Here is a 15,280-nt window from a genome sequence, read left to right on the forward strand (position 1 = left end):
TTTCGCAACTGAAGCACTCTGCACAACAAATGTTGCGAACTTGCGCCGACGGCCTTGCAAAGCTTTCGCCGGCTGCTGGCAAAAGGCTAAGCTACAGACAGTTACCCTGGGGTCACCCCTGGGCTTGTCATGTTTTTTCTGCCCGGATGTCTCATGCGCAGTCGCCTTTTCAGTGTTTTAACGTGTCTTTTTGTGTGTGCCACTGCCGCTCAAACCGCTCAGGCGGTGGATATTTCCATTCAACGCCAGTATTACGACGAGGCCAAGCGAGCCCTGGCCAAGGGCGATTCAGGCCCCTATTTTCGCTACAGCCAGGCCCTGCGCGATTATCCGCTGGAGCCGTACCTGGCCTATGACGAATTGACCGCCCGTCTCAAGAGCGCGAGCAACGCCGAGATCGAGAAATTTCTCGCCGAGCACGGCGACCTGCCCCAGGCCAACTGGATGAAGTTGCGCTGGTTGCGCTGGCTGACCGAGCGCGGCGATTGGGAGACGTTCGTCAAATACTACGACCCCAAGCTCAATTTCACCGAACTGGACTGCCTCAACGCCCAGTATCAGATTACCCATGGGCTGAAGGCCGAGGGCTACGCCAATACGGAAAAGCTCTGGCTCACCGGCAAATCCCAGCCGGCGACCTGTGATGCGCTGTTCGGCCTGTGGGCCTCCGAAGGCCAGTTGACCGAACAGAAGCGCTGGGACCGTGCCAAGCTGGCCGCCCAGGCTCGCAACTACCCACTGGCCAACAGCCTGAGCAGTGGCCTGACGACGCTCGCCCCACGCGGCAAACTGCTGGTGGATGTCGCGCAAAAACCCGAGCTGCTCAACCAGCCGGCGCGCTTCAGCCCAGCCGACGAACCGATGTCCGACATTGTCAGCCTCGGCCTGCGTCGCCTGGCCCGCCAAGACCCGGACAAAGCAATGGCCTTGCTGGATGGCTACGCCAGTATCATGCACTTTTCCCGGGATGAAAAAGTCGCCATTGCTCGCGAGATCGGCCTGACCCTGGCCAAGCGCTTCGACAGTCGCGCCTTGGACGTAATGACCCAATACGATCCGGAACTGCGGGACGACACAGTTTCGGAATGGCGCTTGCGCCTGCTGCTGCGCCTGGCCCGTTGGGACGACGCTTACCAGTTGACCCGACGCCTGCCGGAATCGCTGGCCAGCACCAACCGCTGGCGCTACTGGCAGGCCCGCACATTGGAGCTGGCACAGCCGCAGAACCCCGAGGCGCTGACACTTTACAAGCACCTGGCCCGCGAACGGGATTTCTATGGCTTCCTGGCTGCCGACCGCTCCCAGTCACCGTACTCGCTCGTCAACAAGCCATTGGTCATGAGCCAGGCGCTGATCAACAAAGTGCGCAACACGCCCGGTGTGCGCCGGGCGCTGGAATTCCACGCCCGAGGCGACATCGTCGACGGACGCCGCGAGTGGTATCACGTCAGCCGTCACTTCAACCGGGACGAGATGGTCGCCCAGGCGAAACTGGCTTATGACCTGAAATGGTATTTCCCGGCGATCCGCACCATCAGCCAGGCCAAGTACTGGGACGACCTGGACATCCGCTTCCCCATGGCCCACCGCGACACCCTGGTGCGCGAAGCCAAGGTTCGCGGACTGCATTCGAGTTGGGTATTTGCGATCACCCGCCAGGAAAGTGCTTTCATGGACGACGCCCGCTCCGGCGTCGGTGCCACCGGCCTCATGCAGTTGATGCCCGGCACCGCCAAGGAAACCGCGCGCAAGTTCAGCATTCCCCTCGCTTCGCCACAGCAGGTGCTGAATCCGGACAAGAACATCGAGTTGGGCGCTGCATACCTGAGCCAGGTGCACAGCCAGTTCAATGGCAACCGCGTCCTCGCCTCTGCTGCCTACAACGCTGGCCCCGGTCGCGTCCGCCAATGGTTGCGCGGCGCCGATCACCTGAGCTTCGACGTCTGGGTCGAAAGCATTCCCTTCGACGAAACCCGCCAATACGTGCAGAACGTGCTGTCTTATTCGGTGATCTACGGTCAGAAGCTCAACTCACCGCAGCCGCTGGTGGACTGGCATGAGCGGTATTTTGATGATCAGTGAGTGAATGGCGAACGCTGGCCTCAAGCAGCCATCTACCCCTGGAAAACAAAATGCCCGTATCGAAAGACGCGGGCATTTGTTTTGGTCGGTGGCTGGACTTTGTAAGTCGGTGGTGAACAGCGAATCTGGGAAGACCCCAGCCCCCTCTGTGGGAGCGAGCCTGCTCGCGAAGACGGTGCCACAGCCAACATCCCTGTGGCTGATCTACCGCCATCGCGAGCAAGCTCGCTCCCACATGGATTTCGGCTCACAATGACTCATGCTTCAGAACCGCCATGTTGGCTGAACTGCAACGCCGCCAACCGCGCATACAGAGCATTGCTGGCGACCAGTTCCTGGTGGGTACCAATGGCCACCACCCTGCCCTGGTCCATGACCGCGATCCGGTCGGCGTTTTTCACCGTGGCCAGGCGATGGGCAATGACCAGGGTCGTGCGGTTTTTCATCAGGCTGGGCAGGGCTTGCTGGATCAGATGTTCACTTTGCGCATCAAGGGCGCTGGTGGCTTCGTCCAGCAGCAGGATCGGTGCGTCCACCAGCAGCGCGCGGGCGATGGCCAGGCGCTGGCGCTGGCCGCCGGATAGCCCCAGGCCTCCGTCGCCCAGGTGGGTCTGGTAGCCGTCGGGCATTTTTTCGATGAAGTCATGGGCATGGGCGATCTGCGCGGCCTCACGCACCTGCGCGGAAGTCGCCTGAGGGTTTCCGTAGCGAATGTTCTCCTCGACCGTGCCAAAAAATAGCGCCGGGCTTTGTGAGACCAGGGCGAAATGCCGGCGCAGGTCCAGCGGATCGAGCAAGGTCAGCGGCACGTCGTCGATCAGGATCTGCCCTTGCGACGGATCGTAGAAACGCAACAGCAAGTCGTAAACCGTCGATTTGCCCGCGCCGGACGGCCCGACAAGGGCCAGGGTCTCGCCGGCATGGACCGTCAGGTCGAGGCCGTCGACCGCGTAACTTTCCGGCCGGGACGGGTAGGAAAACCGCACGCCTTCGAGGCGCAGGTCACCCCGGACACGCTCCGGCAAGATCACCAGGCCAGACGCCGGCGGCTGGATGATGTTTTGCGAGCGCAACAGTTCGGCAATGCGTTCCGCCGCGCCGGCCGCCCGTTGCAGCTCGCCAATGACTTCGCTCAGGGTACCGAAGGCACTGCCGACGATCAGGCTGTAGAAGACGAAAGCCGCCAGCTCGCCGCCGGAGATGCGCCCGGCGATCACATCCATGCCACCGACCCAAAGCATCACGCCCACCGCTCCAAGCACCAGCACGATCACCAGCGTGATCAGCCATGCCCGCTGGGCGATACGCTGCCGGGCCGTGTCGAAGGCCTGCTCAACCGTCACCGAAAAGCGTTGTTCATCCTGGACCTGATGGTTGTAAGCCTGCACGGTCTTGATCTGGCCGAGGGTTTCGGAAACGTAGCTGCCGACATCGGCAATGCGGTCCTGGCTCTGGCGCGACAGGCTGCGCACCCGTCGGCCAAAAATCAGGATCGGCGCGAGCACCAGGGGCAAGGCAATCACCACGATGCTGGTCAGCTTGGGGTTGGTGACGAACAACAGCACGATGCCACCGATCACCATCAACACGTTGCGCAAGAACAACGACAGCGATGAGCCGATCACCGACTGCAGCAAGGTGGTATCGGCGGTCAGCCGTGATTGGATTTCCGAGCTGCGGTTGTTTTCGTAGAAGCCCGGGTGCAGGTACACCAAGTGGTTGAAGACCTGTCGGCGGATATCGGCGACCACCCGCTCGCCGATCCAGGACACCAGGTAGAAACGGGCAAACGTACCGATCGCCAGCGCCACCACCAGCACCATGAACAGGCCGATGGATTGATTGAGCAGGTGCGGTGAGCGGGTCATGAAGCCCTGGTCCACCAGCAACCGTATGCCCTGCCCCATGGACAAGGTGATGCCAGCGGTGACGATCAAAGCCAGCAAGGCGCCGGCAACCTGTTTGCGATAAGGGGTAATGAAGCCGCTGGCCAAGCGAATGGCACGGCGATGACGGGAAGAAAGCATCAGAAGCATCCGATAATACAGCGGGAGAAAACCGGCCAGCGGCACCGAAGCGCGACGGAACCAAGTTGAATCAGAATGAGTCAGGTTAAATATGACCACAACGACTAGCGGCTAGATGTTATCGGTCTAAAGTCTGGCTGGAAACGCGAGTGTGTTTCTGATTGAGTGGAGGTGTCGCCATGAACCTACAAGGAGTGTCATGGCTCGGTCACCTGGCGACATTAAAGTAGGCACACAACCTGATGAGGAGACAGGCCATGTCCTTGCAACACAGCAGCGACGACAAGATCCAAGTAATCCGTACGCAACCGGACCAGTCCCTGGGTTGCTCGTTCATCGATGCCCAAGGGCACGAAGTTCCGATCACCGAAGACATGATCCAGAAAGCGTGCAGCGAGCTGGAAAAAAGACTGGTCAAGCCTGCCGAACAAGAGTGATACAGCCCGTCTTCAATTGGAACCCGACGTTGATGTCGGGTTTTTTATGCCTGCATGGCTAGGGAGCATTCCACCGTTAAAGAGTGGTGGCGCCCAGCGCTGTCACGATCTGCTGCAAAGCCTGGGACGCCCCGTCGATACGCACCTTCAAGCTGTCGATTTCCCGACGCGGCGGATAGTGCTTGCGCAAGGCATCGAACGCACCGCGTTGTTCACTGACCGTTCCCACCAGGCTGCGGCGAAAATCCGCGTCGTCGCGTCTTGGGTCGTACACGCTCCGGCATAGTGCCGCCAGGGCCCAGGCTGGATCGGTTGCGGCGTTCAGGGTGATGCCACCCAGCCAGGGCTTGGGCAGTAGGTCGCCGAGGCTGACTTCAACCGGCCGCTGCAGGAAACCACACAAGGCCTCATAGATCTGCGCGGTGCCGCGTTGACGCCCATCGAGGCTGTAGCCGGCGATGTGCGGCGTGGCAATTACGCACAGATCAGCCAGGTCCACGTCTACGGTCGGTTCCTGTTCCCAGACGTCGAGCACGGCTTGCAGGTCTTCGCGCTCCAGCAGCACCTCGCGCAGCGCCGCGTTGTCGATAACCGGGCCGCGGGCCGCATTGATCAGCCAGGTCCCAGGTTTGAGCCGGTTCAGGCGTTCTTCGTCGAAGAGATGCCAGGTCGGTTGATCGCCGTCACGGGTCAGCGGGGTGTGCAGGCTGATCACATCGCACTGCTCGATGATCTGCTCCAGGCTCACATATTCGCCACCCTCGGCAGCCTGGCGCGGCGGATCGCAGATTTTCACGGCCCAGCCAAGGGCCTTGAGCACCTCAATCAATCGCCCCCCCACCTGGCCCGCACCGACCACACCAAAAGTCCGCTGTCGCAAGTCCACGCCTTCAATCTCAGCCAGGGTCATCAGGCTGCCCAGCACATAGTCCACCACGCCACGGGCATTGCACCCCGGAGCACTGGCCCAGCGGATGCCGGCCTCGGCGAAATAATCCAGGTCCAGGTGATCGGTACCGATGGTGCAAGTGCCGACGAAGCGCACCTTGCTGCCTTCGAGCAGGGCCCGATTGACCTGGCTGACCGAGCGCACCAGCAGCACATCGGCCTGCTCGACCATCGCCCGATCGATGCCCCGTCCCGGCACCCGGCGGATCTCGCCGAAACCTTGAAAAAAGGCATCGAGAAGGGGGATGTTTTCGTCAGCGACGATCAGCATGGCAAAGCTCCTTTGGCGGGGATGGGCAGTGTAGGCGCTACGCGGCTAGATGGGCCAGCGCATTACTTCAGTGAACGATGTTGTGGCGAGGGAGCTTGCACCCGCTGGGTTGCGAAGCAACCCCTATCCAAAGAGCGACGACTGCTGCGCAGCCGAGCGGGAGCAAGCGCCCTCGCCACGGGTCACCCTATCCCCGGTCAACAGTACAGGCTGGACACACGGGAGCAGGCGATTACAAATCCCCAACACAGCTTTTTTCCTGACCACTGCGTCAAGGCGTAGAATGCGCCGCCTCGCGCTTAATCTTTTCGGACGCTTCGCCTGTGAATACGGTTACAGACACCCCCCCACTCTCCCGCCCGGCCCGGATTCGCCTGGAACTCAAGACGCTGCTGGCCCTGGCAGTGCCGATCATGGTGGCGCAACTGGCGACCACTGCGATGGGGTTCGTCGATGCGGTGATGGCCGGTCGTGTCGGCCCGCGGGATTTGGCGGCGGTGGCGCTGGGCAACTCGATCTGGGTGCCGGTGTTCCTGTTGATGACCGGCACGCTGCTGGCCACCACCCCGAAAGTCGCCCAGCGCTTTGGCGCCGGCACGTTCGACGAGATCGGCCCACTGGTGCGCCAGGCGTTGTGGCTCGCGCTAGTGGTGGGATTGATCGCAACGCTGGCGCTATTCAGCGCCGAACCCATCCTGCACGTCATGAAGGTCGATCCCGAATTGATCGGCCCGTGCATGGAATACCTGCGAGGCATCGGCACGGGCCTGCCAGCCGTGGCGTTGTATCACGTGCTGCGGTGTTTCAGCGACGGCCTGGGTCGTACGCGACCGGCCATGGTGCTGGGCTTGTGCGGGCTCGCCCTGAACATTCCGCTCAATTACATTTTCATTTACGGCCACCTGGGCGTGCCCGCCATAGGTGGCGTGGGTTGCGGCTGGGCCACCGCCATCGTGATGTGGGTCATGGCGCTGGGCATGGCCGGTTGGGCCCGCTGGGCGCCGGCCTATCAGTCGAGTCGACTGTTCAGCCGTTTCGACTGGCCGCAATGGGCGACCATCAAGCGCCTGCTGGGCATTGGCCTGCCGATTGGCATCGCGGTGTTTGCCGAATCGAGCATCTTTGCAGTGATAGCCCTGCTGATCGGCAGCCTCGGCGCTACGGTGGTGGCTGGACACCAGATCGCCCTGAACTTCAGCTCCCTGGTGTTCATGATCCCCTATTCTCTAGGCATGGCCGTGACCGTGCGCGTCGGTCAAGCCCTGGGGCGGCGCCAGCCTCGGGAGGCGCGCTTCGCCGCCGGCGTGGGAATGGCCACGGCGCTGGCCTATGCCTGCCTGTCGGCGAGCCTGATGTTCGGCTTGCGCGGCCCCATCGCTGCGATCTACACCGCCGATCCGATAGTGATCGAGGTGGCATCGATGCTGATTGTCTATGCGGCGCTGTTCCAGTTTTCCGATGCGATACAAGTCACGGCGGCGGGTGCGTTGCGCGGTTACCAGGACACGCGTGTGACGATGATCCTCACCCTGTTCGCCTACTGGGGCATCGGGTTGCCGGTCGGTTACGCCCTGGGCCTGACCGACTGGCTCGGCGCAGCCAGCGGCCCAAGCGGGTTATGGCAAGGCTTGATCGTGGGCTTGAGTTGCGCGGCGCTGATGCTGTCGATCCGCCTGGCCCGCAGTGCGCACAAGCAGATCCGCATCAGCCGCTCGATCGATTAAGCGAGTTTCTTGCGGATCCAGTAGAGGTAGGTGCCGGCCTCTTCCTGCTGCGCCACCAGCTCATGGTCGAGAAACACGCAAAACTTGGGGATGTCGCGGCGGGTCGACGGGTCGGTGGCAATCACCTTGAGCAAACCGCCGGGGGCCAGGTCGCGGATGTGCTGATGCAGCATCATCACCGGTTCCGGGCAATTAAGGCCCGTGGCATCCAGTGTGCCGTCGACCGGCGTATCGTTCATTTCACTCATGTTCTACTCCTGAAACAGGCCGGCATTGTCGCGCAATGCCGGCGCCCTTAACAGACCTGCATCAATCCCTGTGGCGAGGGAGCTATTCAAGGCAACGTCAACGGGACTTCGGCTTTTTACTATCCAACCGCCGCAGATGGCAGGTCACTTCTTCGCGATCGTGGTACAGCTGCTTGCAACCGATCTCAACCTTGATGCCCCGGGCCTTGAAGCCCTCGGCGATGCGTTCGAGCAAGCGCTTGACCTCGGCATACCGTTGTTTCATCGGCAACTTGAGGTTCACCACCGCTTCGCGGCAATGCCCGTCGCCGATCCATTCTTCCAGCATTGCCGCGTTACGTGCCGGCTTCTCGACGATGTCGCAGACCATCCAGTCCACCGGCTGCTTGGGCTTGAAGGTAAAGCCGTCCGCCATCAAATGCTGCACCAAGCCGGTGTCCATCAGGCTTTCGGCCATGGGACCATTGTCGATGGCCGTGACCAACATGCCACGGTTGACCAGTTGCCAGGTCCAGCCGCCCGGTGCCGCGCCGAGGTCCACGCCGGTCATGTCGCTGTGCAGGCGTTCGTCCCACTGGTCACGCGGGATGAAATGGTGCCAGGCTTCCTCGAGCTTGAGGGTCGAGCGGCTCGGTGCTTCCCGGGGGAATTTAAGGCGTGGAATACCCATGGGCCACATCGCCGAATTATCCGCATCCGCCAGGCCCATGAACACTTCGCGGCCGCTCTTGAAGGTCAGCAGTAAACGCGGCTTGCGCGGGTCGTCCACCAACTTGCCGGCCCCAGTCAACGCCTTGCGCAGCGGGCCTTCGAATTTCTTGCAAAAATTCGAAAGTTCCTTGCCGTCGTTGGTGTCCACCACTTCCAGCCACAGGCTGCCGCAGGTCGGGAATGCCGCCATGTGCGCCAGGATCACACTGATGCGGTCGGTTTCCGGCAAATCGATGAAAGTGCCGCGCGCCCATTGGCGCGGAAAAATAAGGTCGGCGAAACGCTGGCCGCGCATCAGGCGCTCGGCCCCGTCGTCTTCGGTGCAGACGAATTCAGCGCAGGCACTGGCCGGTTTGGCCTTGGCGTAGCCGGCCACGTTGAGCCGGGCAGCATGCTCGGCGATCTCGGAACAGACCTCGCCTTCGAAGCCCGGCCGGCAGTGCATAAAAAGCGTGTTCATTGAAACTCCGTAGCAAAGCCTGTCACGAAAACCGCCGCATGATAGCGGAGTTCGGAACCCCGAACCTGCTCGTAGAGTCCAGTGATTAGTCATTCGCTAAAAACAGGGCTAGGTTAAAGGCTCTGTCCGTTCCGTCAGTCCGTAGCCGTGCGGACTCAAAGGAGTGATTTCAATGCCGTCCCTCGATAGCCTGAAAACCCTTAAAACGCTGCAAGTCGACGCCAAGACCTATCATTATTTCAGCCTGCCGGATGCCGCCCGAAGCCTGGGCGACCTGGACAAGCTGCCCATGTCGCTGAAAGTGCTGCTGGAAAACCTGCTGCGCTGGGAAGATGAAAAAACCGTCACTGGCGCTGACCTCAAGGCCCTGGCCGCGTGGCTCAAGGAGCGTCGCTCCGACCGGGAAATCCAGTACCGCCCGGCACGGGTATTGATGCAAGACTTCACCGGTGTCCCCGCCGTGGTCGACCTGGCTGCCATGCGCGCCGCAGTGGAAAAGGCCGGCGGCGATCCCCAGCGGATCAACCCGCTGTCACCCGTGGACCTGGTGATCGACCATTCGGTGATGGTGGACAAATTCGCCAGCAGCCAGGCGTTCGAGCAGAACGTCGACATCGAAATGCAGCGCAACGGCGAGCGCTACGCCTTCCTGCGCTGGGGCCAGAGTGCCTTCGATAATTTCAGCGTGGTACCGCCGGGCACCGGCATCTGCCACCAGGTCAACCTCGAATACCTGGGCCGCACCGTGTGGACCCGCGAGGAGGATGGCCGCCTTTATGCATTCCCGGACACGCTGGTAGGCACCGACTCCCACACCACCATGATCAATGGCCTCGGCGTACTGGGCTGGGGCGTCGGCGGCATCGAAGCCGAAGCGGCCATGCTCGGCCAACCGGTGTCGATGCTGATTCCCGAAGTCGTCGGTTTCAAACTTACCGGCAAGCTGCGCGAAGGCATCACCGCCACCGACCTGGTGCTTACCGTCACGCAGATGCTGCGCAAGAAGGGCGTGGTGGGTAAATTCGTCGAGTTCTATGGCGACGGCCTCGCCGACCTGCCCTTGGCCGACCGCGCCACTATTGCCAACATGGCCCCGGAATATGGCGCCACCTGTGGATTCTTCCCGGTCGACGATGTAACCCTGGACTATCTGCGCTTGTCCGGCCGGCCGGCCGACACTGTGAAACTGGTGGAAGCCTACTGCAAGATCCAGGGCCTGTGGCGCTTGCCCGGCCAGGAACCGGTGTTCACCGACACCCTGGAATTGGACATGGGCAGCGTCGAGGCCAGCCTCGCCGGACCGAAACGCCCCCAAGACCGGGTATCGCTGCCAAACGTCGGCCAGGCCTTCAGTGACTTCCTGGGACTCCAGGTCAAACCCACCAGTAAGGAGGAAGGTCGCCTGGAAAGCGAAGGCGGCGGTGGCGTGGCGGTGGGCAACGCCGATCAGGTGGGCGAAGCCGAGTACGAGTTCGAAGGCCAGACCCATCGTCTGAAGAACGGCGCGGTGGTGATTGCTGCCATTACGTCCTGCACCAACACCTCCAACCCCAGCGTGATGATGGCCGCCGGGCTGCTGGCCAAAAAAGCAGTGGAAAAGGGCTTGACCCGCAAACCCTGGGTCAAGAGCTCCCTCGCACCGGGCTCCAAGGTCGTCACCGACTATTACAAGGCCGCTGGCCTGACCGAGTACCTGGATAAACTCGGTTTCGACTTGGTGGGCTACGGCTGCACCACCTGTATCGGTAACTCCGGACCGCTGCGGGAACCGATTGAAAAAGCTATCCAGAAAGCCGATCTCACCGTGGCTTCGGTCTTGTCGGGCAACCGCAACTTCGAAGGACGAGTCCATCCGCTGGTCAAGACCAATTGGCTGGCCTCGCCGCCCCTCGTGGTCGCCTATGCCCTGGCCGGTACCGTGCGCATCGACATCAGCAGCGAGCCGCTGGGTAACGATCGAGATGGCAACCCAGTGTACCTGCGGGACATCTGGCCGAGCAGCCGGGAAGTGGCCGACGCCGTGGCCCAGGTGAACACCAGCATGTTCCACAAGGAATACGCGGCGGTGTTCGCCGGGGACGAGCAATGGCAAGCCATCGAAGTGCCGCAAGCGGCCACCTACGTATGGCAATCGGACTCGACCTATATCCAGCATCCGCCGTTCTTCGACGACATCGGCGGGCCGCCACCAGCGGTCAAGAACGTCGAAGGCGCCCGGATCCTGGCCCTGCTGGGAGATTCGGTGACCACCGACCATATTTCCCCGGCCGGCAACATCAAGGCTGACAGCCCGGCCGGTCGCTACCTGCGCGAGCAGGGCGTGGAGCCTAGGGACTTCAATTCCTACGGCTCAAGACGCGGCAATCACCAGGTCATGATGCGTGGCACCTTCGCCAATATCCGCATTCGCAACGAAATGCTCGACGGCGAAGAAGGCGGCAACACGATCTACATCCCCAACGGCGAAAGAATGCCGATCTACGATGCTGCAATGCTCTATCAAGCCACGGGGACGCCGCTGGTGGTGATTGCGGGGCAGGAATACGGTACGGGGTCGAGCCGCGACTGGGCGGCCAAGGGCACTAACCTGCTGGGGGTCAAGGCGGTGATCGCCGAAAGCTTCGAGCGGATCCATCGCTCCAATTTGGTGGGGATGGGCGTGCTGCCATTGCAGTTCAAGCTCGATCAGAATCGCAAGAGCCTGAACCTCACGGGCAAGGAAACCGTGGACATCCTGGGCCTGGACAACATCGAACTGACGCCACGCATGAACCTGCCCCTGGTCATCACCCGCGAGGACGGCAGCCAGGAACGGATTGAAGTGCTGTGTCGGATCGATACCCTCAATGAAGTCGAGTATTTCAAGGCCGGTGGCATCCTTCACTATGTCCTACGGCAATTGATTGCAGCTTAACAGGACCGCTCCTACAAAAACACCGCCGCTTTAGGGCGGTGTTTTTGTATCGGTCTGCCTATAATCCCCGCCGCTAACTTTGCCCTGCCCGCTTTGCGCGTTCGTCAGCCTCAAAAGGATGTGATATGTCTGCCCTGCCCTGGCCCTATCTGGCCCTCCTTTCAATCGGTTACGTCATGGCCCTGGCCTACGGTCAGTTGGCTTGGACTGCCGCCATCTCGGTTGCGCTGCTGCTATTTGCCGGCTATGCCGTTCGCCAGCAGAAGACACCGGTCGGCCAGTTTCTCGGGCACGCGCTGTTCGTGGTGATGGCGCTGGCACTGGCCATGCATTGGATGCCAGGCTTTTTCAACGGGCGGGCCATTGCCGCGCAACGCTTGACCGATGATGCAACGCGCTTCGCCATGTACCTGAACCAGGACAAGCCATTGATCGGCTTCTGGCTGCTGCTGGCCTGCCCGTGGATCGTTGGCCGCCGCTCGTTTCGCCTGTCGGTCTACGCCACGGCCCTGGGCCTGGGCCTAAGCGTAGCGCTGGCCCTCGGCGGGGCCCTGCTGCTGGGCATGATCCACTGGGCACCGAAGTGGCCGGATCACGCCTGGCTGTGGCTACTCAATAATCTTCTATTGGTCACCCTGGTGGAGGAAGCCCTATTTCGCGGCTACATTCAGGGTGGCCTGAGCCGGCACTTCAAACACTTGGCTCATGGCGACAATCTGGCGTTGCTGCTGGCCTCGCTGCTGTTCGGCCTGGTGCATGCGGGCGCCGGTTGGGAATGGGTGCTGCTGTCCGGCCTGGCGGGGATCGGTTATGGCTTGGCGTATCGTTTCGGCGGCCTGAGCGCGGCGATCGCCACGCATTTTGGCCTCAATCTGCTTCATTACGCCCTATTTACTTACCCGATGCTGGCGTGATAGCGACAGGTGAAAATAACTTCAATAAAAACCTGACGACGCCGACAACCTTTCAAAGCCTTGCGGACTCACACACCATGCGTAACAACCAGCCCGTCACACAGCGTGAAAGGACCTTCCCGGCCCAGCAGCGATTGATTTCCACCACCGACGCCAAGGGCGTGATCACCTACTGCAATGACGCCTTCATTGAAATCAGCGGGTATTCGAAAGAAGAACTGATCCGTTCGCCACACAATCTGGTGCGCCATCCCGATGTTCCGTCCGCTGTGTTCGCGCACATGTGGGGCACGCTCAAACAGGGCTTGCCATGGATGGGCATTGTCAAGAACCGCAGCAAGAACGGCGACCATTACTGGGTCAACGCCTATGTCACGCCCGTGTTCGAGGGCAACCAGGTGGTCGGCTACGAGTCGGTGCGGATCAAGCCCACCGCCGAGCAGATCGGCCGGGCCGAGGCGCTCTACCTGCGCATCAACCAGGGTAAATCTGCGGTTCCCAGCAGCGACAAATGGTTGCCGATGCTGCAGGACTGGCTGCCGTTCATTCTGGTCAGCCAGTTGAGCTTCGTCGTTGGCGCCTTCCTCAACTCCCATTGGGGCTTTGCCCTGGCGGCGGTGCTATCGGTGCCCTTGGGACTGATGGGCCTGCAATGGCAGCAACGCGGGATCAAGCGCCTGCTGCGCCTGGCCGAACAAACCACCTCCGACCCGCTGATCGCCCGGATGTACACCGACAGCCGCGGCGCCCAGGCGCGCCTGGAGATGTCGATTCTCAGCCAGGAAGCTCGCCTGAAAACCTGCCTGACCCGCCTGCAGGACACCGCCGAACACCTCAACGATCAGGCACGCCAATCCAACACGCTGGCCCACGACAGCTCCAGCGGCCTGGAACGCCAGCGCGTGGAAACCGAACAGGTTGCCACTGCCGTCAACCAGATGGCCGCGACCACCCAGGAAGTCGCCAGCCATGTGCAACGCACCGCCGACGCTACCCAGGAAGCCAATCGCCTGACCGGACGTGGCCGAGACATCGCTGGGGAAACCCGCGAAGCCATCGAGCGATTGTCGGTGGTGGTCGGCGAGACGGGGCAGACCGTGACCCAACTGGCCAAGGACAGCGACGAGATCGGTGGCGTGGTGGACGTGATCAAGGGCATCGCCGACCAGACCAATTTGCTGGCCCTCAACGCAGCGATCGAAGCGGCCCGTGCCGGTGAGATGGGTCGTGGCTTTGCCGTGGTAGCCGACGAAGTACGCCAACTGGCACAACGCACCAGCGAGTCCACCGGGCAGATCCATGCCCTGATCGCCAAGCTCCAGCAAACCGCCACCAACGCCGTGCAGACCATGGACGCCGGTCATCGCCAAGCCGAAGAAGGCGTGGCGCGGGTCATGGAAGCCGACCGGGCATTGGTTGGCATCAGCGAAGCGGTGGCTCACATCACCGACATGACCACGCAGATCGCAGCCGCAACCGAAGAACAGAGCTCGGTGGCCGAGGAGATCAGCCGCAACATCAGCAACATCTCCGCACTGGCCGACCAGACCTCGGGCCAGGCCCACAGCTCGGCCCTGCTGAGCGAAGAACTGACCCGTACGGCCAATACCCAGTATTCGCTGGTGGAGCGATTCAACCGCTGATAGATGTCTGCCCCATAAAAAACCGGGAAGGTGACGCTTCCCGGTTTTTTATTGCTAATTCAAAATGGTGTCGCGTTATGAACCGTCTTCGCAAGCAAGCCCGCTCCCACAAGGGGATTACAGTTGTTCATGCGAACGCATTTCAAAATGTGGGAGCGGGCTTGCTCGCGAAGAGGCCAGGACAGACGCTATAAATCCTGAAGAAACGCCGCCACCTTTCCCGCCGCCGCCTCCAGATGCTGTTCATGGCTAAACCCCGAAGCCTTCAGCGGCTTGAGATCATGATCCCCAGCCACCAGCCACATCACCTCGATGCTCGGCGACAAGTCATAACCCTGCACCGCCTCCCGATTGCCCAACGCATCGCGCTCGCCCTGGACGATCAAGGTGGGAGTCTTCAGTTCCGCCAGGTGCTCGACCCGTGGCTTTTCTGGCTTGCCCACCGCATAGAAGGGATACCCCAGGCACACCAGCGCGTCGGCGCCCAATTCATCGGCGAGCAAACTCGCCATTCGTCCGCCCATGGATTTGCCGCCGATGGCCAGCCGGCCAGCGACATAAGGCCGCACCGTGGCGTACACCTCACGCCAACACTCCAACAGTTTCGGTGCTGGGTTCGGAGGACGCTTACCACCGTCTTGGCGCCGCTGAGCCATGTAGGGAAACTCGAAGCGCAGCACGTTGACGCCCTGTGCGGCAAGGCGCACGGCCATTTCGTCCATGAAGCCGCTGTCCATCGGGGCACCGGCGCCATGAGCCAGGATCAGGGTCGGCGACTCGCTTCCACTCTTTGATTGGGCGACGTTCCATAGCCAGCCATGTTGCTCCACACACTGCGCCCATTGATCCCCGTCAATACTGGCCTTGTGCTGTTTGTCCATGCTTGCCTCGCTTTTAGTCT

11 protein-coding genes are annotated in these 15,280 nt (G+C 61.5%); 6 read left to right on the forward strand and 5 right to left on the reverse strand.

The window, feature by feature from the left end:
• Positions 1–153 precede the first annotated feature (153 nt).
• Positions 154–2,082, forward strand: coding sequence for a transglycosylase SLT domain-containing protein (locus AD663_RS17785; protein WP_003183443.1), 1,929 nt, complete (start codon positions 154–156; stop codon positions 2,080–2,082).
• Positions 2,083–2,339: 257 nt separating this feature from the next.
• Here AD663_RS17785 and AD663_RS17790 read toward each other — a convergent pair whose 3' ends face one another.
• Positions 2,340–4,118, reverse strand: coding sequence for an ABC transporter transmembrane domain-containing protein (locus AD663_RS17790; protein ID WP_172680612.1), 1,779 nt, complete (start codon positions 4,116–4,118; stop codon positions 2,340–2,342).
• A 248-nt stretch (positions 4,119–4,366) separates the two neighbouring features.
• Here AD663_RS17790 and AD663_RS17795 point away from each other — a divergent pair, with 248 nt between their 5' ends.
• Entirely contained in the window at positions 4,367–4,546 is a 180-nt protein-coding gene (locus AD663_RS17795; RefSeq protein ID WP_003183448.1) for a PA1571 family protein, read from the forward strand.
• A 76-nt stretch (positions 4,547–4,622) separates the two neighbouring features.
• Here the strand turns inward: AD663_RS17795 and pdxB are convergent, their stop codons facing one another.
• Positions 4,623–5,765, reverse strand: a complete 1,143-nt coding sequence (pdxB, locus tag AD663_RS17800; RefSeq protein ID WP_053214266.1) for a 4-phosphoerythronate dehydrogenase PdxB — start codon at positions 5,763–5,765, stop codon at positions 4,623–4,625.
• A 323-nt stretch (positions 5,766–6,088) separates the two neighbouring features.
• On the opposite strand from pdxB, the gene AD663_RS17805 reads away from it, so the two are divergent.
• Positions 6,089–7,489: an MATE family efflux transporter gene (locus AD663_RS17805; protein ID WP_003183452.1), complete on the forward strand. Its 1,401-nt coding sequence runs from the start codon at positions 6,089–6,091 to the stop codon at positions 7,487–7,489.
• Here the strand turns inward: AD663_RS17805 and tusA are convergent.
• Positions 7,486–7,737, reverse strand: coding sequence for a sulfurtransferase TusA (gene tusA, locus AD663_RS17810; RefSeq protein ID WP_003183455.1), 252 nt, complete (start codon positions 7,735–7,737; stop codon positions 7,486–7,488). The genes AD663_RS17805 and tusA overlap by 4 nt on opposite strands.
• A gap of 97 nt (positions 7,738–7,834) precedes the next feature.
• Complete coding sequence (rlmM, locus tag AD663_RS17815; protein ID WP_003183457.1) at positions 7,835–8,908, reverse strand: 23S rRNA (cytidine(2498)-2'-O)-methyltransferase RlmM; 1,074 nt, start codon at positions 8,906–8,908, stop codon at positions 7,835–7,837.
• 172 nt (positions 8,909–9,080) lie between these two features.
• Between rlmM and acnA the strand changes: the two genes are divergently transcribed.
• The 3 genes from acnA (at position 9,081) to AD663_RS17830 (ending at position 14,379) form a co-directional block, all read left to right on the forward strand.
• Positions 9,081–11,822, forward strand: coding sequence for an aconitate hydratase AcnA (acnA, locus tag AD663_RS17820; RefSeq protein WP_053214267.1), 2,742 nt, complete (start codon positions 9,081–9,083; stop codon positions 11,820–11,822).
• A gap of 125 nt (positions 11,823–11,947) precedes the next feature.
• Complete coding sequence (locus AD663_RS17825) at positions 11,948–12,736, forward strand: CPBP family intramembrane glutamic endopeptidase (RefSeq protein WP_003183460.1); 789 nt, start codon at positions 11,948–11,950, stop codon at positions 12,734–12,736.
• Positions 12,737–12,813: 77 nt separating this feature from the next.
• Positions 12,814–14,379, forward strand: coding sequence for a PAS domain-containing methyl-accepting chemotaxis protein (locus AD663_RS17830; RefSeq protein WP_003183462.1), 1,566 nt, complete (start codon positions 12,814–12,816; stop codon positions 14,377–14,379).
• A 188-nt stretch (positions 14,380–14,567) separates the two neighbouring features.
• Here AD663_RS17830 and AD663_RS17835 read toward each other — a convergent pair whose 3' ends face one another.
• Complete coding sequence (locus AD663_RS17835; RefSeq protein ID WP_053214268.1) at positions 14,568–15,260, reverse strand: alpha/beta family hydrolase; 693 nt, start codon at positions 15,258–15,260, stop codon at positions 14,568–14,570.
• Between the last annotated feature and the right edge of the window lie 20 nt (positions 15,261–15,280).

The sequence above is a fragment of the Pseudomonas sp. Q12-87 genome, assembly GCF_001269755.1.
Classification (GTDB): domain Bacteria; phylum Pseudomonadota; class Gammaproteobacteria; order Pseudomonadales; family Pseudomonadaceae; genus Aquipseudomonas; species Aquipseudomonas fluorescens_S.

What these genes read in the sequence shown, in the direction of transcription:
- AD663_RS17825 (WP_003183460.1), top strand. Translation starts at nt 11,948, where the DNA reads ATGTCTGCCCTGCCCTGGCCCTATCTGGCCCTCCTTTCAATCGGTTAC.
- AD663_RS17785 (WP_003183443.1), top strand. Translation starts at nt 154, where the DNA reads ATGCGCAGTCGCCTTTTCAGTGTTTTAACGTGTCTTTTTGTGTGTGCC.
- tusA (WP_003183455.1), bottom strand. Translation starts at nt 7,737, where the DNA reads ATGAGTGAAATGAACGATACGCCGGTCGACGGCACACTGGATGCCACG.
- AD663_RS17790 (WP_172680612.1), bottom strand. Translation starts at nt 4,118, where the DNA reads ATGCTTCTGATGCTTTCTTCCCGTCATCGCCGTGCCATTCGCTTGGCC.
- AD663_RS17830 (WP_003183462.1), top strand. Translation starts at nt 12,814, where the DNA reads ATGCGTAACAACCAGCCCGTCACACAGCGTGAAAGGACCTTCCCGGCC.
- pdxB (WP_053214266.1), bottom strand. Translation starts at nt 5,765, where the DNA reads ATGCTGATCGTCGCTGACGAAAACATCCCCCTTCTCGATGCCTTTTTT.
- AD663_RS17795 (WP_003183448.1), top strand. Translation starts at nt 4,367, where the DNA reads ATGTCCTTGCAACACAGCAGCGACGACAAGATCCAAGTAATCCGTACG.
- rlmM (WP_003183457.1), bottom strand. Translation starts at nt 8,908, where the DNA reads ATGAACACGCTTTTTATGCACTGCCGGCCGGGCTTCGAAGGCGAGGTC.
- AD663_RS17835 (WP_053214268.1), bottom strand. Translation starts at nt 15,260, where the DNA reads ATGGACAAACAGCACAAGGCCAGTATTGACGGGGATCAATGGGCGCAG.
- acnA (WP_053214267.1), top strand. Translation starts at nt 9,081, where the DNA reads ATGCCGTCCCTCGATAGCCTGAAAACCCTTAAAACGCTGCAAGTCGAC.